This window comes from Citrobacter sp. Marseille-Q6884 (assembly GCF_945906775.1).
Lineage (GTDB): Bacteria > Pseudomonadota > Gammaproteobacteria > Enterobacterales > Enterobacteriaceae > Citrobacter.
Genome location: NZ_CAMDRE010000001.1, coordinates 1,562,884 through 1,580,792 on the forward strand (window position 1 = coordinate 1,562,884; position 17,909 = coordinate 1,580,792).

Below are 17,909 nucleotides of genomic sequence, written 5' to 3' on the forward strand. Positions count from 1 at the left end.
GTGTAGAACCTGATGGGGAAATAAGGGGAAGGGGACGAGAAAAAAACGCCCTCTTACCTGATGATAAGAGGGCGCTTCGATTAGATCGTGAGGATACCAATCGCGGTAACAACGGTCAGGATCGCTGCCAGACCGTAGAATACCCATTTGCCAGCAGGCACGTGGATTTTCAGGTCATGCATCGCGTGGTGCATACGGTGTAAACCGCACCACAGCGGCAGAACGATCATCAGGAACAGAAACGCACGTCCGATGAAGCTCTGAGCGAATGCCAGTACGCGTTCATAGCTGAAAGCATCAGGAACAAAGCCCAGCGGCAGCATAATACCTACCAGCAGGATCATCACTGGCGCAATGATTGCGCTCCACATACCGCCTGCACCAAACAGGCCCCAGAATACGGGTTCGTCAGAGCGTTTTGGATTTGGATTAATCATTCCGGACTCCTTACCAGAACAGGGCAACAAACAGTATGACTACTGTCGCAACCACAGTAACTGCCCAGAGACCTTTGATGATCGGCTCTGGCCCCATTTTTTCGTCTTTTACGATGATGTTGGCTGCTTTTGGCGCCAGCTCAAACCAGGTTTTGGTATGCAGCAGCGCTGCAGCCAGGGCGATAATGTTCAGGATCACCACCACCGGGTTTTGCAAAAAGGCGACGAAGCCCATCCAGGATTCAGCGCCATGCTTAAGCGCAAACAGACCGAAAATCAGTTCAATACTGAACCAGACTGCCGGAACTGCCGTGCCTTCGCGCAGCATGTAAAAACGATAAAATGGCAGCTTTTTCCACCAGGTGGACGTCATTGGCCGCACATAGGCTTTGCGTTTAGTCGTCATCGTGCACTCCTTAGCGTGGTTTCAGGGTAGCGATAAGAAAGTCTTTTGAACTTTCCACTTTACCCTGCTGGATGGCCGCAGCCGGATCGACGTGTTTCGGACATACTTCGGAGCAATAGCCCACGAAAGTACAGGACCAAACGCCGTTCGGGCTGTTCAACTGAGCCATACGCTCCTTCTTACCGTGGTCGCGGCTATCTTCGTTATAACGATGCGCCAGCGTAATCGCAGCCGGTCCAATGAACTCAGGGTTCAGGCCGAACTGCGGGCACGCGGCGTAGCACAGACCACAGTTGATGCAACCGGAGAACTGATGATACTTCGCCATCTGCGCTGGGGTCTGGGTGTTTGGACCCTGATCCGGTGTACGCGGATTACCAATGATGTACGGCTTGATAGCTTCCAGGCTTTCGATAAAGTGCGTCATATCGACGACCAGATCGCGTTCAATCGGGAAGTTACCCAGTGCTTCAACCTTCATGCCACTGGTGTAATCACGCAGGAAGGTTTTGCACGCCAGTTTCGGCACGTTGTTGACCATCATGCCGCAGGAGCCGCAGATAGCCATACGGCAGGACCAGCGGTAGCTCAGGTCGGGTGCCAGGTTGTCTTTGATGTAGTTCAACGCATCGAGTAATGACGTTGTTTCATCATAAGGAACTTCATAGAAAGCACTGTGCGGCGCGGTATCGGTTTCCGGGTTATAGCGCACCACCTCAACTTTCAGGTTTTTCATCTCAGCCATTCGCCTTCTCCTTTTTATCGGCTGCTTCCGCTTCGCCACCGTACACACGTTTAGCAGGTGGCAGAGTGGTGATTTTCACGTCGCTGTAATCCAGGCGAGTGGTGCCATCAGCATCGCGGAAGGCGAGGGTATGTTTGAGGAAGTTCACGTCATCACGCTCGGTGCAGCCTTCATCCAGACGCTGATGCGCGCCGCGGGATTCTTTACGTGCCAGAGCGGAGTGCGCCATACATTCAGCAACGTTCAGACCGTGACCCAGTTCGATGGTGTACAGCAGGTCGGTGTTGAAGACGCTGGAGTTATCCGTGATGCGGACGCGCTTGAAGCGTTCCTGCAGTTCAGCCAACTTATCAACGGTTTTCTGCATGAGTTCCGGCGTACGGTAGATACCGCAACCTTCTTCCATAGACAGACCCATTTCGTCGCGGATCTTAGACCAGTTTTCATTACCGTCCTGGTTAACCAGATCTTTCAGACGTTTTTCAACGCCAGCAGCCTGTGCTTCGAGCGCAGCGTCGTTAGCTGTACCCGTGGTCGCAGCACGCTCCATCGCTTGTTCACCCGCCAGGCGACCAAAGACGACCAGTTCTGCCAGAGAGTTAGAACCCAGACGGTTAGCACCATGCAGGCCAACAGACGAACATTCACCGACAGCGAACAGACCTTTAATGCGGGTTTCGCAGTTCTGATCGGTTTCGATACCGCCCATGGTGTAGTGCGCAGTCGGACGTACTGGGATCGGCTCTTTAACCGGATCGACACCCACGTAGGCTTTCGCCAGTTCGCAGATGAACGGTAAGCGTTCGAGCAGTTTTTTCTCGCCGAGGTGACGCAGGTCGAGGTGAACGACATCGCCACGCGGAGTGGAGATGGTGTTGCCTTTGCGCCATTCGTGCCAGAAAGCCTGAGAAACTTTGTCGCGCGGACCCAGTTCCATGTATTTGTTCTTCGGCTCGCCCAGCGGTGTTTCCGGGCCCATGCCGTAGTCTTGCAGATAACGGTAGCCATTCTTGTTGACCAGAATACCGCCTTCACCACGGCAGCCTTCGGTCATCAGGATACCGGAACCTGGCAGGCCGGTTGGGTGATACTGAACGAATTCCATATCACGCAGTGGAACGCCGTGGCTCAGCGCCATGCCCATACCGTCACCGGTTACGATGCCGCCGTTGGTGTTGTAACGGTATACACGGCCAGCGCCGCCCGTTGCCATCACGACCGCGTTAGCACGGATTTGCACCAGGGTGCCTTCCATCATGTTCATTGCGACCAGGCCGCGAGCATGACCGTCATCAACCAGGATATCGAGAACGAAATGTTCGTCAAAACGCTGAATTTGCGGGAACTGCAAAGAAGTTTGGAACAGCGTATGCAGCATGTGGAAGCCGGTTTTATCCGCGGCAAACCAGGTACGCTCAATTTTCATGCCGCCGAAGCGACGTACGTTGACGCTACCGTCTTCACGACGGCTCCATGGGCAACCCCATTGTTCCAGTTGCGTCATTTCAGTTGGGCAGTGGTGGACAAAGTAATCCACGACATCCTGCTCACACAGCCAGTCTCCGCCCGCTACCGTATCGTGAAAATGGTAGTCAAAGCTGTCATGATCCTGCGCGACAGCAGCAGAGCCGCCTTCGGCAGCAACGGTGTGGCTGCGCATTGGGTACACTTTTGAGATCAGTGCGATTTTAGCGTTGGGATTTGCTTGCGCAGCAGCAATTGCAGCACGTAATCCCGCGCCACCGGCGCCTATAATGGCAAGATCGGCTTGAAAGGTTTGCACGACATTCCTCCAGATTGTTGTTATTTCATTCCCGCCCGAAATCGGATGCTTAATCTGATTCAAGCAGGTTATGAATACGTTTCCACTGCTCCTTTATAGGTACAATAGTATAGTCTTAGGGATGGGAGGGAAATTTGACGTGTTCGATTTTTTTAGCGTATCACAGGGGGGAATTATCATTGAATTTGATTAATTTAATTACTAAACCACCCCGAGTTACTTTTTTTACCCGCCAGCCCGTGTTTATTATTCCCTCGTGAAATTTGTCTCGCTTACGCGTTACGAGTAGACTTCGTGCCCTTGTCTTTAATCGGAGATACAACCATGAGCGAAACGGCAACCTGGCAGCCGAGCGCGTCCATCCCCAATCTGTTAAAACGTGCAGCAATTATAGCGGAAATACGCCGCTTTTTTGCCGATCGTGGAGTGCTTGAGGTTGAGACACCTTGCATGAGTCAGGCGACGGTAACGGACATCCATTTGTTCCCGTTCGAAACGCGTTTCGTTGGCCCTGGACATTCCCAGGGGATGAACCTCTATTTAATGACCAGCCCGGAATACCATATGAAGCGCCTGTTGGTGGCTGGGTGTGGCCCGGTATACCAGCTTTGCAGAAGCTTTCGTAATGAAGAGATGGGGCGTCACCATAACCCTGAATTCACCATGCTTGAGTGGTATCGCCCTCACTACGACATGTATCGCCTGATGAATGAAGTCGATGATCTGCTCCAGCAAGTGCTGGACTGCTCGCCTGCGGAAAGCCTCTCTTATCAGCAGGCCTTCCAGCGTCATCTGGAGATCGACCCACTGTCTGCGGATAAAACCCAACTGCGCGAAGTGGCGGCCAAACTGGATCTCAGCAATATTGCCGATACCGAAGAAGACCGGGATACCTTGCTACAACTGCTGTTTACGATGGGCGTTGAACCGCACATCGGTAAAGATAAACCGACGTTTGTGTATCACTTTCCAGCCAGCCAGGCGTCACTGGCGCAAATCAGTACGGAAGATCACCGCGTTGCTGAGCGGTTTGAGGTCTATTACAAAGGTATTGAGCTGGCGAATGGTTTCCATGAATTGACGGATGCCCGTGAGCAGCAGCAACGCTTTGAACAGGATAACCGTAAACGTGCCGCTCGTGGTTTACCGCAGCAGCCTATCGACAATAATCTGCTTGAAGCGCTGAAAGTCGGTATGCCGGATTGCTCGGGTGTGGCGTTGGGGGTTGATCGTCTGGTGATGCTGGCGCTGGGCGCCGATAGCCTGGCAGATGTTATCGCGTTTACCGTCGATCGGGCGTAAATCTGAAAATCACATCTCAGTAAGATAAATGGCGCAAAATGCGCCATTTTGTAGCGTTTTTTTTCACTTTCATTTTTATAGTCACAATTTAAGTCTGGATATTTGTCATTATTCAGGTATCAATTCTGTGTCGATTTTCTAATGGCTGACCTTCGTATGAAGGACAGCGTAAACATGTGGACGCGGCTTCACTCAGGCGTTCCAGAGTAAGGGATGGTTTAATGACCCAAACAATTAAAAAGATGAGCCTGATAGGTCTCATCCTAATGATATTTACGTCAGTTTTCGGATTTGCAAATAGTCCTTCCGCTTTCTATTTAATGGGTTATAGCGCTATTCCGTGGTATATATTTTCTGCATTATTATTCTTTATTCCATTTGCCTTGATGATGGCCGAAATGGGATCTGCGTATCGAAAAGAAGAAGGCGGGATATATTCATGGATGAATAATAGCGTTGGCCCACGCTATGCTTTTATCGGCACATTTATGTGGTTCTCTTCCTATGTGATTTGGATGGTCAGTACAGCGGCAAAAGTTTGGGTGCCTTTTTCCACCTTTCTGTTTGGCGCTGACATGACGCAGCACTGGCGTATCGCGGGGCTTGAGCCCACTCAGGTTGTCGGGCTGCTCGCGGTGGGCTGGATGATCCTGGTCACCTGTGTGGCCTCCCGAGGGATCAATAAAATTGCGCGTATTACGGCTGTCGGTGGTATTGCTGTAATGTGTCTTAATTTGGTTCTGTTGTTAGTGAGTGTCGCTATTTTGTTATTAACGGGTGGACACTTTGCGCAGGATATTAATTTTGTCTCCTCACCTAATCCGGGATATCAGTCCGGCCTGGCCATGTTGTCATTTGTTGTCTTTGCCATTTTTGCCTATGGTGGAATTGAGGCCGTTGGCGGTCTGGTCGATAAAACTGAAAAACCGGAAAAGAACTTTGCTAAAGGTATTGTCTTTGCCGCGATTGTGATTTCAGTCGGTTATTCACTGGCGATATTTTTATGGGGTGTGAGTACCAACTGGCAGCAGGTATTAAGCAATAGTTCGGTTAACCTCGGGAATATTACCTATATCCTGATGAAAAGCCTGGGCATGACGCTGGGTAATGCGCTTAACCTTTCTCCTGAGACCTCACTGACGATGGGCGTATGGTTTGCGCGTATTACCGGGCTCTCTATGTTCCTTGCTTATACTGGCGCTTTTTTCACACTCAGTTACTCGCCATTGAAAGCGATTATTCAGGGGACGCCGAAGGCGCTGTGGCCTGCCCCCATGACGAAACTGAATGGCGTGGGTATGCCGGCGACGGCAATGTGGATGCAATGCCTGCTGGTAAGCTTGTTTATTCTGTTGGTTTCGTTTGGTGGCGATACGGCTTCCGCGTTTTATAACAAACTGACGCTGATGGCGAACGTATCGATGACGTTGCCATATCTGTTCCTTGCGCTGGCATTCCCTTTCTTTAAATCCTGCGCGGGTCTGGAAAGGCCATTTGTGATTTTTAAAACCAGAGCCGCCACGTTGCTGGCAACCGGTGTGGTGGTGCTGGTGGTGACATTCGCGAACGTGTTCACCATCATCCAACCGGTGATTGAAGCCGGAGACTGGAACAGCGCGTTGTGGATGACCGGTGGACCGGTATTCTTCTCACTGCTGGCAATGGCGATTTATCAGAACTACAGCCGCCGTATGGCTAATCAGCCACAGTGGGCGACGGAGTAATCTTCTTGCCGTACCCGGCCTACAAGAGACATCGTCCTTCGTAGGCCAGATGGCATCATTGACGCTTACAAACTTCCCGCCGGGCGAGCGCCTCTGCCCGCAGAACTTAACGTTCTCCCCGTTTGCTTGCCGCCCAGACTCTCCAGACGCATCTGGAACGGTGGGAATGGCATATCAATACCGTGTTCACGGAACCCTGCCAGAATCAACTGGTGGATCTCATGGCGTAACGGCATGCGGTGACCCATCTCAGCCGCATAGATACGCAGCTCAAAGATCTGAATCCCCTGTTGCAGGTCAACCAGAAAGACTTCGGGGGCTGGCGTATCGATAACCAGAGAACAGCGCTGTGCGGCCGTTAACAAGATTTGCGTGACTTCCTCGCTGTTAGCCTCTGACGGTGCCGGGATAGTTAACACCACGCGAGTGACAGAGTCGGACAGCGACCAGTTGATAAACTGCTCGGTAATAAACGCTTTGTTGGGCACGATGATCTCTTTACGGTCCCAGTCGCTGATTGTCGTGGCGCGGGTATTAATTTTCGTCACGCTACCGGTGAGATCGCGAATCGTCACCGTGTCGCCAATACGAATGGGCTTTTCAAACAGGATAATCAGGCCAGAGATAAAGTTGGCGAAAATCTCCTGTAAACCAAAGCCCAGCCCCACACCAAGGGCCGCGACCAGCCATTGCAGTTTAGACCACTCAATACCAATCATTGAGAAGCCCACCAGACCACCTATCAACATCAGCAAATACTTGGTAATCGTGGTGATGGCGTAACCGGTGCCGGGGGTTAAATCCAGATGCTGTAGCAGCGCCAACTCCAGCAAGGCGGGGAGGTTACGTACCAACTGAGTGGTGATGATGAACACCAGTATCGCAATCAGCACCGCACCCAGCGTAATTGGCTCCAGGCTTTCTACGCCCTGCACCGTGGAGGTGACATCCCACAACGAGATATTTTCCAGGAAGCCAAAGGCGGAGTGAATTTCTGACCACAGCACGATGACCGAAAGCAGGGCGATGAGCATCAGGATAGAACGCACCAGACGCAGCGATTGCGCACTGATCGCATCAAGATCCACTTCGCTTTCATCCACATCAATCGCCCCTTCAAGGCTGGTTGAATGCGGCGGTTCTTCTTCGCCACGTGCGCGCTGCGCCAGCATCTCTGCTCGTCGGTGTTTTGCGCGATCGAATGCCAGGCGGCGCCGCTGGATCAACATCCAGCGGCGGATGACGTGATAAATCACCAGCAACAAGAACCAGATGGCGACGGACGTTTCCAGACGCGCCAGCAGTGCCTGCGCTGTCGCCAGATACCCCACGGCAGCGGCGAGAATGGCAATGAGCGGTGCGCCCATCAGCATATTCCACAGCATGCTGTTGACCATGTTATCGCCATTACCTTCTTTATCGAGATACAGCGGTATACCCGCGCGTTTCAGACTCAGGGTGACAAGCGCCAGGGCACCACAAATCAAAATAAAGCACAGGCGTCCCAATGACGCGGAGAATTCCCGATCATTGAGATTATCAAACATGATCACCGCCATGATGAGCGGGACAATCAGCCCGATACTCATCAGGTAATAATGCATGGCCTTGGCAACACGGTTCCGCGGCCAGCCAAAGTGGGCAATGAACAGACCGTTAGGGCGGGCGAAAGTGGCGCAAATCATCACTACCCATAGCATCGGCACCGTGGCGGTGACGCCATCGCCTATCGCAACGGCCAGCGGATAGGGCCACGCTTCCTGCAATCCGTAACCCAACGTTGCCCACAGTACCGGCAGTGGCGAGGCGACAAGTATTGACCAGAACACCGTGCGTAGCGTCAGCCAGAAGTGATCCTGGGTCACTTTGCCAACCCGGGCTGACGAGCGCTCGAGAAAACGGGTGAAGTGTTTGCGCGAGTAGAGGCTAAACCCAACCAGCACCAGCGCAGCGAAAAGCGGCAGCAATGTTTCCTTGCTGGTCAGCATCATAATGCTGGCTTTACCAAGCTGATTAAACGTGTCTAATGAGATAAGACGCCGTAGATCCTGGACTAAATCAACGGGCCAGGAGAGTGAGATGGGGCTGACGTCAGAGGTCCAGAACAGATAGCGGTGAGTGGCCTCGTTGACTTCTTTCAGCGCGTCTTCCAGTTGGCTATTGGAGACTTTCAGCTTGGTCAATTCGAGGATCAGCGTATCGCCGCCCTGCAACAGGGAGTTCAGCAGCTCTCGCTGAGTACGCAGCTGTGCGTTGAGAATACGATTCTGCTCAGCGGTAAGCGGTTGGCCATCTGCCTGATGGATCTGACGCAACTGTGGCTGTTTGTTCAGCAGATCTTCATAGCGCATTCGGTGTACGCGAAGCTGCGCCATTTCCGTATCTAATTGCTGAGGCTTGGGCATTTCTGGCAGACGCGAGACTTGCGCGCGCAGAGCCTCGCCCAGCATATTCGAGGCGCCAAGCCACTGTGACTGCTCCCGCAGCGTGTTTAACGCCTGGCGTACCTGCAACGTTTGGCTGGTGGCCTGACGTTGTTGAGAGGCCACCAGGTCCATGCGTTGCGCTTGCTGGTTTAAGGCTTGCGATAGCTCCCGGTTAACTTTGAACTGATCGACAATGCCTTCCGGCAGTCCGGCACTGTTTTCCGCCAGCAGTTCGGTGCTTTCCAGCGCCCGTTCAGCTTCACGCTGGCGCTGGCTGTTAAGTTGATTACGTAACCCCTGCAGGTAGGCATCAAGTTGTTGGCTCTGTTTTTCTGCCAGCTCAGAGCGCATACGCGCCAGCTCCTGGCGGTTATTTGCAGAAAGTTGCGCCAGCTCCAGTTCATCGACCTGAGCTTTGAGTTTGGCTGACTCAGCCTGCATCGCTTGATTGAGCGCTACGTTTCCGTTGGCCGTTCCCAGACGTCGTTCAATGTCATTGAGCTGGCGACGGGCATCGGTTTGCTGTTGAGGAAGCTGACTTAATGAATCGGCAATCTCCCGGGCGCGATCCTGCTCTTGTTGAGCCTGGCGGCTTTTTTCCAGCAATTGACTGCTGACCTGGAGGATCTCCTGGTTTAGCGCATCAGTGGAAAGACCGGTTGGCACCGTGCGCGGTTCGTCGCGCAGGTTGTTAAGCTGTGCACGTAATGTCGCAGACAGCTTGGGGAAGTTATCGATAACCTGCTGATATTGCTCAGCACGCTCAAGGGAGCCTTTGCGCTCCTCAAGAGCATTCAGCGCGGACTGGAGCGCCTCAACGACTTCGGGCTGAGCGGGTTTCGCCGCTTTTGCCTGCTCCAGTTCCTGGGTAAGTTGTTTGGCATCGGGGGCCGTCGCAGCGTACGCCCCCAGGCTGAGGCACCAGGCCATCAGAAAAGTGATAATCAGGCGCACAGCAGCGATTCCTATGGTTAGCTTTCGTCTTTTTTATCATCAACCAGCGGGCTGGCGTCGTGTTCCGCTACGATCTCTTCTGGCGGCAGCGGGGCTGGTTCAGCCTCTGGCGTCACGAAAGTTTCGGTGGAGATAGCCATTGGCTGGCCGATTTTGGTCACTGAAAGATCCTGTAACTGCTCGACAAGATTGACTTTACCCGGCGCAAACAGGTTGATAACGGTGGAACCAAGCTTAAAGCGACCCATCTCCTGGCCTTTTAATAACGCGACTGACCCTTCGCTTTCGCCTTCAGGCCATGTCCAGCGTTTGATCACCCCTTCACGCGGTGGCGTAATCGTGCCAGCCCATACGGTTTCAATGCTACCAACGATAGTTGCGCCAACCAGAATCTGGACCATCGGGCCAAATTCGGTATCAAACAGGCAAATCACGCGTTCGTTACGGGCAAACAGGTTGGGTACGTTTTGCGCGGTCAGGATATTGACGGAGAAGAGGTCGCCTGGCACATACAGCATTTCCCGAAGGATACCGTTACACGGCATGTGCACGCGGTGGTAGTCACGCGGTGAAAGGTACGTTGTGACAAATGTCCCGTTACGGAACTTGTCTGCCATCTGGTAGTTGCCAGCCAGCAGCGCTTCAAGGCTATAGCTATGCCCTTTGGCCTGCATAAGTTTATCTTCTTCGATGTTACCGAGCTGGTTAATGACGCCATCTGCAGGCATCACCAGAACGTTAGGATCGGTATTAATCGGGCGGGCATCGTCACGCAGTGGGCGAACGAAGAAATCGTTAAAGGTGCGATAGCTGGCGGTATCCGGCTTTTGCGCCTCTGTCATATCGACCTTGTAATACTTCACGAACAGATCGATAACCAGTTTTGTTAACCATCCCGCTCGTTTGCTCGCACCCCAACCCGCCAGGCGAGTGAGCCATAGTTTCGGCAGAATGTATTGTAGCGAAAGCTTAAATGAGTTTAACAAGGTAGCCTCCAGGCCATAATTTGTTCCTGATCCGACACAGGGGCCGGATCCTGAAAAAAGGGGACGATTCTAGCGATGCTTAGCTTAGTTGTCAGTTATCTGTATCAGAAAAGTTTTTACGCGTTTTTACTTGCGCCATGCTTTCCAGGATACGGTGATAATTCTCAAACCGGGTTTCAGCGATGACACCTTTTTCAACCGCCTCACGGATGGCGCAGCCTGGATCCGTGTCGTGTTTGCAGTCGCGGTATTTGCAATGACCCAGGTAATCATGGAATTCGACAAAGCCGAGCGTGATTTGTTCCGGTTCCAGATGCCACAGACCAAACTCGCGCACCCCTGGGGAGTCGATGACATCACCGCCGTGCGGGAAGTGGTACAGGCGAGAAGCGGTAGTGGTATGTTGTCCAAGACCTGAATTATCGGAAACATCGTTGGTCAGGATCTCTTCCTGCAGTCCAAGCAGGTTGTTAAGCAGGCTGGATTTCCCTACACCCGACTGGCCGGCAAAAATACTGATACGGTCAGTTAACGCCTCTTCAAGCGGCTGCAGACCATCTTTAGTCCGGCTTGATACCATCAGTACGCGATAGCCAATATTGCGATAGATATCCATCTGCTCGTTAACGAAGGCCATACCTTCGGCATCCAGCAGGTCGATTTTATTCAGTACGATAATCGGTTCGACGTGTAACGTTTCGCAGGCTACCAGATACCGGTCGATAATATTGAGCGACAGCTCGGGTAAGATGGCAGAAACGATAACGATTTGGTCAATGTTGGCCGCAATAGGCTTAACGCCGTCGTAAAAATCGGGACGCGTGAGTACTGAGGTACGCTCATGTACCGCTTCAACGATACCTTTAACATTGACCCCTTCGGCTGCTGTTTTACCCGGACGCCAGACCACACGGTCACCGGTTACCAGCGAGCGAATTGTTCGACGGATATTGCAGCGGTGAATTTCACCGTCAGCAGATTCCACGTCGGCATGCATGCCAAAACGGCTGATAACAATGCCTTCAGCAGTCTCACCAAACAGGTTGTCGTCGTAGTCAGGCTTCTCCGTGGACGTTTTAAGACGACGCTGGTGATTGGCGTTCACGCGGCGCTGCTGGCCTTTGGAGAGTTTATTTTTACTCAATCGTACTGGCTCCTGGTCGCCCATTGTGGGCAAAACATCTATGATACACACAATTTTAGATGAATATAGTCACACTGAATGTGACCTCTGAAGGGTGGAAAATAGCATGAGTGCCAATGAAAACAACCTGATTTGGATCGATCTGGAGATGACAGGTCTGGATCCCGAGCGCGATCGCATCATTGAGATCGCTACGCTGGTGACTGATGCCAACCTGAACATTCTGGCGGAAGGACCGACGATTGCCGTCCATCAGTCTGACGAACAACTGGCATTAATGGATGACTGGAACGTACGCACGCATACAGGTAGTGGGCTGGTGGATCGCGTGAAGGCAAGTGCGATGGGCGATCGCGAAGCAGAACTGGCGACGTTAGCATTTTTAAAAGAGTGGGTTCCGCAAGGGAAATCGCCGATTTGCGGTAACAGCATCGGTCAGGATCGTCGTTTCCTGTTTAAATACATGCCGGAACTGGAAGCCTATTTCCATTATCGTTATCTGGACGTCAGCACACTGAAAGAACTGGCGCGTCGCTGGAAGCCAGAGATCCTTGATGGCTTCACCAAACAGGGAACACATCAGGCGATGGACGATATTCGTGAGTCGGTTGCTGAGCTTGCTTATTATCGTGAGCATTTTATTAAGCTTTGATTTTGAGGCCTGGCACGCTTGCTTAACCGGTTTTTTGACGTTAAATTGTTCAGCTTGATTGCAAAGTAATCACTTGAACGAATTTTCAAAAAAATCGTATTCAGGGGGGTTGCAGCTAAACGGATTTCTCGTATAATGCGCCTCCCGTAACGACGCAGAAATGCGAATTACGACAGCAACAAATTTGCGGGAATAGCTCAGTTGGTAGAGCACGACCTTGCCAAGGTCGGGGTCGCGAGTTCGAGTCTCGTTTCCCGCTCCAAAATTTGAAAGTATTGTAAAATACGCACCACCCAATCGCAGGATTTCGAATTGCGACAAGGCGGCAACTGAATAAGTCCTTGGGAGCTTACTGAAGTAAGTGACTAAGGTGAATGAAGGCAGCCAACGCAGTAGTGGTTCGAAAGACGAAGATTAAGCGGGAATAGCTCAGTTGGTAGAGCACGACCTTGCCAAGGTCGGGGTCGCGAGTTCGAGTCTCGTTTCCCGCTCCAAAATTTGAAAGTATTGCAAAATACGCACCACCCAAGCGGGAATAGCTCAGTTGGTAGAGCACGACCTTGCCAAGGTCGGGGTCGCGAGTTCGAGTCTCGTTTCCCGCTCCAAATTCTTATCTCAATAAACATATCCACAACGAATAATCGCGTTGGGGCTGTTTTTCGTTGTCTCTGACACACTTCTGTAAACAGACTTATCCACAGGTTCGGGTATTAATTCTGAAAGGCTAAAAACTTAGCTGGGTGAATAATATCTCTGTAATTTGTTGAATTTATAACATTAATTATCATTTCAAATTGTTAGTGTGATCACTTGACGATTTTTTCCCTCTTGAATATCAATGTGTTTTTATTTTTATACACAAGCTGTGGATGACTTAAGCGTCACGCGGCAACCCTTTCTCAATCACTCTGACCAGACGTTGCTTTTTCGGTAATTGCACCTCAATCACACAAGCATTTCGCTTGTCTGTTTGCTGCGCAATCGCCCACTCTATGTGCTCGTCGAGAAGTGGGTGCTCACCTCTGCGACTTTCCAGCGCGTCGATGACGCGCTTATCCCAGGGGGCATTTCCCAGCGCAACGGCGATATTTCGCAACCAGCGCAGGTGGCCAATACGACGAATAGCCGATCCTTCTGTGACTTTTAAGAACCATGCTTCGCTCCAGCTGAACAATTCAATTAACTCCGGGGCATGGAGTTGTTTACGAGGGGTGAAGTCATCTTCGACGGTTAACTGAGAATAACGGTTCCAGGGGCAGATGAGCTGGCAGTCATCACAGCCATAGATTCGGTTACCCATCAGTGGGCGAAATTCTTCTGGTATAGCCCCTTCGAGTTCGATAGTGAGATAGGAAATACAGCGGCGGGCATCTACGGTATAGGGCTCAACGATCGCCCCCGTGGGGCAGATCGTCATACACGCGACGCATTTCCCGCATCCTTCTTCTACAGGGTTATCGACAGGCAGAGGCAAATCAATCAGTAACTCACCCAGGAAGAAGAAGGAACCGGCTTCGCGGTTGAGTGTTAGTGAGTGCTTACCAGTCCAGCCAAGCCCGGCTTTTTCCGCCAGTGGGCGCTCAAGAATGGGCGCAGAATCGACAAAAGGTCTAAAATTCAGCGAAACGCAGTGCTGTTGAATCATCTCTCCCAGCTTTTTTAAGCGGTTACGCAGCAGCTTGTGGTAGTCACGCCCGAGCGCATACCGACTTACGTAGCCCAGAGAGGGATTTTTCAATGTGCTGGCAAAGGCCGCGTTGGCGGGGAGATAGTTCATGCGTACGCTGATAACGCGTAAGGTACCGGGTAACAATTCGTGAGGACGAGCACGCATCATGCCGTGACGGGCCATCCAGTCCATCTCGCCATGATAATGTTTATCCAGCCATGCCTGCAGTTTGGGTTCGGCTTCACTAAGGTCGGTATCGGTAATACCGACCTGCTGAAAGCCAAGTTCCAGCCCCCACTGCTTAATATTTTGCGCTAACTGATTGAGATCGAGGGGCTCTGACATGACGGACCATACAATGAAGAAAAACCCCACAAGTATACCACACTCCATCTGGCACGCCGATGACATCAAATGGGCGGAGCGAGAGGCAGCAGATAGCTTAGGACTGACGCTTTATGAACTGATGCTCCGTGCGGGCGAGGCGGCGTTTCAGATTGCCCACAACGCTTACCCACACGCCAGGCGCTGGCTGGTGCTCTGTGGGCACGGTAATAACGGTGGCGATGGTTACGTGGTTGCCAGGCTTGCCCAGGCAGCAGGTATTGATGTCACATTACTGGCGCAGGAAAGTGACAAACCCCTTCCCGACGAGGCGCAGCAGGCGCGTGATGCCTGGCTTAATGCGGGAGGTGTCATTCATGCCCCCGATATCATCTGGCCGCAAGACGTCGATCTGATTATCGACGCCCTGTTGGGTACCGGCTTAAAACAGGCGCCGCGTAAACCTCTCTCAACGTTGATTGAACATGCGAATACGCATCCTACGCCCATCGTGGCGATCGATATTCCATCCGGTCTGGTGGCACAAACGGGCGGGACGCCTGGGGCGGTCATTCACGCGGCACATACCGTCACCTTTATTGCGCTGAAGCCGGGGTTGTTAACCGGTCAAGCGCGGGATGTCACAGGCAATGTGCATTTTAATGCGCTTGGCCTGGATGCCTGGTTGGCCGGTCAGGCTGCACCGATTCAACGTTTTGACGCATCACAGCTTGTTCACTGGTTACCGCCACGACGACCCACTTCGCATAAAGGTTCTCATGGGCGGTTGGTGGTGATTGGCGGCGATCACGGTACGGCAGGCGCCATTCGTATGGCGGGTGAAGCGGCGCTCCGCGCAGGTGCCGGGCTGGTTAAAGTCCTGACCCGTAGTGAAAACATTGCGCCAATCCTGACGGCTCGCCCTGAGTTGATGGTCGCTGTGTTAACGCCAGACGCGCTGGAAGAAAGCCTGGCGTGGGCGGATGTTGTCGTGATTGGTCCGGGGCTTGGGCAGCAGGAGTGGGGCAAAAAAGCGCTGCAAAAAGTAGAGAACTTTCGTAAACCGATGCTCTGGGACGCAGATGCGCTTAACCTGCTGGCAATCAATCCCGATAAACGTCACAATCGCGTGATCACGCCGCATCCGGGGGAAGCCGCGCGACTGCTGGGTTGCTCCATTGCAGAAATTGAAAATGATCGCTTACTTTCCGCACAACGTCTGGTAAAACGGTACGGAGGTGTGGTGGTGCTGAAAGGCGCCGGTACGGTTGTGGCTTCTGAGCAGAACGCGTTGGGTATCATTGATACCGGTAATGCAGGGATGGCCAGCGGCGGTATGGGCGATGTGCTCTCTGGAATTATTGGCGCATTGCTCGGACAGAAGCTAACCCCGTATGATGCAGCCTGTGCGGGATGTGTTGCGCATGGTGCGGCGGCGGATGTGCTGGCGGCGCGTTCTGGTACGCGCGGCATGCTGGCGACCGATCTCTTTACCACGCTACAGCGTATTGTTAACCCTGATGTGATTGACGTTTATCATGATGAATCGAGTAATTCCGCTACCTGATGAACAGGCGACTTTAGACCTGGGACTGCGGGTAGCCAACGCCTGTGACGGCGCAACGGTTATTTATTTGTACGGCGATTTGGGTGCGGGTAAAACCACCTTCAGCCGGGGATTTCTGCAGGCGTTAGGCCACAAAGGTAATGTAAAAAGCCCTACCTATACGCTGGTAGAACCCTATTCGCTCGCTAATTTGACGGTGTATCACTTCGATTTGTACCGACTGGCGGACCCGGAGGAGCTGGAATTTATGGGGATCCGCGATTATTTTGCCAATGATGCCATTTGCCTGGTGGAGTGGCCGCAACAAGGTAAAGGTGTGCTTCCTGACCCGGACGTCGAAATACACATTGACTATCAGGCGCAAGGTCGAGAAGCGCGCGTAAGCGCGGTCTCCGCATCGGGTGATTTATTGCTGGCGCGTTTAGCCGATTAACCTTAAGGGTGGCGGGATGATTTATCGCATCAGAAATTGGCTGATGGCAAGCCTGGTCCTGCTGTGCGCGCAGGCAGGGGCCGCCAGCCTCTCCGATATTCAGGTTTCCAACGGCGATCAACAGGCGCGGATTACGCTGAGCTTTATTGGCGATCCTGAATATGCCGTATCGCAAGATGGGAAACGTACCGTCGCGCTGGATATCAAACAATCCGGCGTGATTCAGGGATTACCGCTGCTCTTTAGCGGTAATAATCTGGTGAAGGCAATCCGTTCTGGTACGCCAAATGACGCGCAGTCTCTGCGTCTGGTGGTTGATTTAACCGAAAATGGGAAAGCCGAGGCGATGAAACGGCAAAACGGTGGCAACTACACCGTTGTGTTTACCATCAAAGCTGATGCACCGCCGCCTCCACCGCCACCCCCCGTGGTCGTGAAGCGCGTTGAAACACCGGTGGTCACTCCGCGTCCAACAGAACCTGCGCGAAATCCATTTAAAACGGAAAACAACCGTACAACTGCTGTGACGAACAGTAACACGGTAACGCGTCCCGCCGCCCGGGCGAGTAATAACACTGGCGATAAAGTGGTTATTGCGATCGATGCAGGGCACGGCGGGCAAGACCCCGGCGCTATTGGTCCAGGCGGTACGCGGGAGAAAAACGTCACTATCGCGGTTGCGCGTAAGCTGCGTAGTTTGTTGAACGATGACCCGATGTTTAAAGGCGTACTCACCCGTGACGGCGATTATTTCATCTCGGTAATGGGGCGTTCTGATGTTGCGCGTAAACAAAATGCCAATTTCCTGGTCTCAATTCACGCCGATGCAGCGCCAAACCGGGATGCCACAGGCGCTTCCGTGTGGGTACTGTCCAACCGCCGTGCGAACAGTGAAATGGCTGGTTGGCTGGAACAGCATGAGAAGCAATCGGAACTGTTGGGTGGGGCGGGTGATGTGCTGGCAAACAGCCAGTCCGATCCTTACTTAAGCCAGGCGGTGCTGGACCTACAGTTCGGTCATTCACAGCGCGTAGGGTATGATGTCGCGACCAGCATGATCGGACAGTTGGAGCGTATTGGGTCGATGCATAAACGTCGCCCGGAGCACGCCAGCCTTGGCGTATTACGTTCGCCTGATATCCCGTCGGTATTGGTTGAAACCGGCTTTATCAGTAATAACAGCGAAGAACGTCTGCTGGCGAGCGAAGATTATCAGCAGCAACTGGCCGAGGCGATTTATAAAGGATTACGTAACTACTTCCAGGCGCACCCGATGCAAACCGGGCCGCAGAGCGCACCGGCGCAAACGGCCAGTGCAGTCACGCCTGGTAGTATGTTAACAAATTAAGGATTAGCT

The 17,909-nt window shown here is 52.5% G+C and carries 14 protein-coding genes and 3 tRNA genes; 9 read left to right on the plus strand and 8 right to left on the minus strand.

The annotated features are described in order from the left end of the window. Positions 1 to 80 precede the first annotated feature (80 nt). From frdD to frdA, 4 genes are read right to left on the minus strand one after another with little or no spacing between them, the layout of a single operon-like run. Entirely contained in the window at positions 81 to 437 is a 357-nt protein-coding gene (frdD, locus tag N7268_RS07405) for a fumarate reductase subunit FrdD (protein ID WP_003025535.1), read from the minus strand. Positions 438 to 447: 10 nt separating this feature from the next. Further along, positions 448 to 843: a fumarate reductase subunit FrdC gene (gene frdC, locus N7268_RS07410; RefSeq protein WP_198906774.1), complete on the minus strand. Its 396-nt coding sequence runs from the start codon at positions 841 to 843 to the stop codon at positions 448 to 450. 10 nt (positions 844 to 853) lie between these two features. Beyond that, positions 854 to 1,588, minus strand: coding sequence for a succinate dehydrogenase/fumarate reductase iron-sulfur subunit (gene frdB, locus N7268_RS07415; protein WP_198906773.1), 735 nt, complete (start codon positions 1,586 to 1,588; stop codon positions 854 to 856). Next, positions 1,581 to 3,371, minus strand: coding sequence for a fumarate reductase (quinol) flavoprotein subunit (gene frdA, locus N7268_RS07420; protein ID WP_260862321.1), 1,791 nt, complete (start codon positions 3,369 to 3,371; stop codon positions 1,581 to 1,583). The genes frdB and frdA overlap by 8 nt, the downstream gene beginning before the upstream one ends. A 324-nt stretch (positions 3,372 to 3,695) precedes the next feature. On the opposite strand from frdA, the gene epmA reads away from it, so the two are divergent. Beyond that, the gene (gene epmA, locus N7268_RS07425) at positions 3,696 to 4,673 is read left to right on the plus strand and encodes an elongation factor P--(R)-beta-lysine ligase (RefSeq protein ID WP_137384013.1); all 978 of its coding nucleotides are present in this window, start codon (positions 3,696 to 3,698) and stop codon (positions 4,671 to 4,673) included. Positions 4,674 to 4,894: 221 nt separating this feature from the next. Continuing rightward, a complete protein-coding gene (gene yjeM, locus N7268_RS07430; protein WP_260862323.1) occupies positions 4,895 to 6,397 on the plus strand; it encodes a glutamate/gamma-aminobutyrate family transporter YjeM in 1,503 nt (500 codons plus the stop codon). 65 nt (positions 6,398 to 6,462) lie between these two features. Here yjeM and mscM read toward each other — a convergent pair whose 3' ends face one another. The 3 genes from mscM to rsgA form a co-directional block, all read right to left on the minus strand. Further along, the gene (gene mscM / locus N7268_RS07435; RefSeq protein ID WP_260862324.1) at positions 6,463 to 9,777 is read right to left on the minus strand and encodes a miniconductance mechanosensitive channel MscM; all 3,315 of its coding nucleotides are present in this window, start codon (positions 9,775 to 9,777) and stop codon (positions 6,463 to 6,465) included. 17 nt (positions 9,778 to 9,794) lie between these two features. Beyond that, complete coding sequence (asd, locus tag N7268_RS07440) at positions 9,795 to 10,763, minus strand: archaetidylserine decarboxylase (RefSeq protein ID WP_260862326.1); 969 nt, start codon at positions 10,761 to 10,763, stop codon at positions 9,795 to 9,797. A 91-nt stretch (positions 10,764 to 10,854) separates the two neighbouring features. Continuing rightward, positions 10,855 to 11,907, minus strand: a complete 1,053-nt coding sequence (gene rsgA, locus N7268_RS07445; RefSeq protein WP_198906768.1) for a small ribosomal subunit biogenesis GTPase RsgA — start codon at positions 11,905 to 11,907, stop codon at positions 10,855 to 10,857. 106 nt (positions 11,908 to 12,013) lie between these two features. Here rsgA and orn point away from each other — a divergent pair, with 106 nt between their 5' ends. The 4 genes from orn to N7268_RS07465 all read left to right on the plus strand — a co-directional run bounded on the left by orn (position 12,014) and on the right by N7268_RS07465 (position 13,164). Next, positions 12,014 to 12,559, plus strand: coding sequence for an oligoribonuclease (gene orn / locus N7268_RS07450; protein ID WP_260862328.1), 546 nt, complete (start codon positions 12,014 to 12,016; stop codon positions 12,557 to 12,559). Between the two features lie 186 nt (positions 12,560 to 12,745). Further along, positions 12,746 to 12,821, plus strand: a tRNA-Gly gene (locus tag N7268_RS07455). 156 nt (positions 12,822 to 12,977) lie between these two features. Next, positions 12,978 to 13,053 (plus strand) — tRNA-Gly (locus N7268_RS07460). A gap of 35 nt (positions 13,054 to 13,088) precedes the next feature. Continuing rightward, a tRNA-Gly gene (locus tag N7268_RS07465) sits at positions 13,089 to 13,164 on the plus strand. Between the two features lie 269 nt (positions 13,165 to 13,433). On the opposite strand, the gene queG is transcribed toward N7268_RS07465, so the two are convergent. Then, entirely contained in the window at positions 13,434 to 14,573 is a 1,140-nt protein-coding gene (gene queG, locus N7268_RS07470; RefSeq protein WP_260862331.1) for a tRNA epoxyqueuosine(34) reductase QueG, read from the minus strand. Here queG and nnr point away from each other — a divergent pair. From nnr to amiB, 3 genes are read left to right on the plus strand one after another with little or no spacing between them, the layout of a single operon-like run. Beyond that, positions 14,572 to 16,119, plus strand: coding sequence for a bifunctional ADP-dependent NAD(P)H-hydrate dehydratase/NAD(P)H-hydrate epimerase (nnr, locus tag N7268_RS07475; protein WP_260862332.1), 1,548 nt, complete (start codon positions 14,572 to 14,574; stop codon positions 16,117 to 16,119). The genes queG and nnr overlap by 2 nt on opposite strands. Further along, a complete protein-coding gene (gene tsaE, locus N7268_RS07480) occupies positions 16,091 to 16,552 on the plus strand; it encodes a tRNA (adenosine(37)-N6)-threonylcarbamoyltransferase complex ATPase subunit type 1 TsaE (protein WP_198906764.1) in 462 nt (153 codons plus the stop codon). Before nnr ends, tsaE begins: the two co-directional genes overlap by 29 nt. A 16-nt stretch (positions 16,553 to 16,568) precedes the next feature. Further along, entirely contained in the window at positions 16,569 to 17,900 is a 1,332-nt protein-coding gene (gene amiB / locus N7268_RS07485; RefSeq protein WP_260862333.1) for an N-acetylmuramoyl-L-alanine amidase AmiB, read from the plus strand. The last annotated feature ends 9 nt before the right edge of the window (positions 17,901 to 17,909 follow it).

What these genes read in the sequence shown, in the direction of transcription:
- frdD (WP_003025535.1), bottom strand. Translation starts at nt 437, where the DNA reads ATGATTAATCCAAATCCAAAACGCTCTGACGAACCCGTATTCTGGGGC.
- frdC (WP_198906774.1), bottom strand. Translation starts at nt 843, where the DNA reads ATGACGACTAAACGCAAAGCCTATGTGCGGCCAATGACGTCCACCTGG.
- frdB (WP_198906773.1), bottom strand. Translation starts at nt 1,588, where the DNA reads ATGGCTGAGATGAAAAACCTGAAAGTTGAGGTGGTGCGCTATAACCCG.
- epmA (WP_137384013.1), top strand. Translation starts at nt 3,696, where the DNA reads ATGAGCGAAACGGCAACCTGGCAGCCGAGCGCGTCCATCCCCAATCTG.
- yjeM (WP_260862323.1), top strand. Translation starts at nt 4,895, where the DNA reads ATGACCCAAACAATTAAAAAGATGAGCCTGATAGGTCTCATCCTAATG.
- orn (WP_260862328.1), top strand. Translation starts at nt 12,014, where the DNA reads ATGAGTGCCAATGAAAACAACCTGATTTGGATCGATCTGGAGATGACA.
- nnr (WP_260862332.1), top strand. Translation starts at nt 14,572, where the DNA reads ATGACGGACCATACAATGAAGAAAAACCCCACAAGTATACCACACTCC.
- queG (WP_260862331.1), bottom strand. Translation starts at nt 14,573, where the DNA reads ATGTCAGAGCCCCTCGATCTCAATCAGTTAGCGCAAAATATTAAGCAG.
- tsaE (WP_198906764.1), top strand. Translation starts at nt 16,091, where the DNA reads ATGATGAATCGAGTAATTCCGCTACCTGATGAACAGGCGACTTTAGAC.
- amiB (WP_260862333.1), top strand. Translation starts at nt 16,569, where the DNA reads ATGATTTATCGCATCAGAAATTGGCTGATGGCAAGCCTGGTCCTGCTG.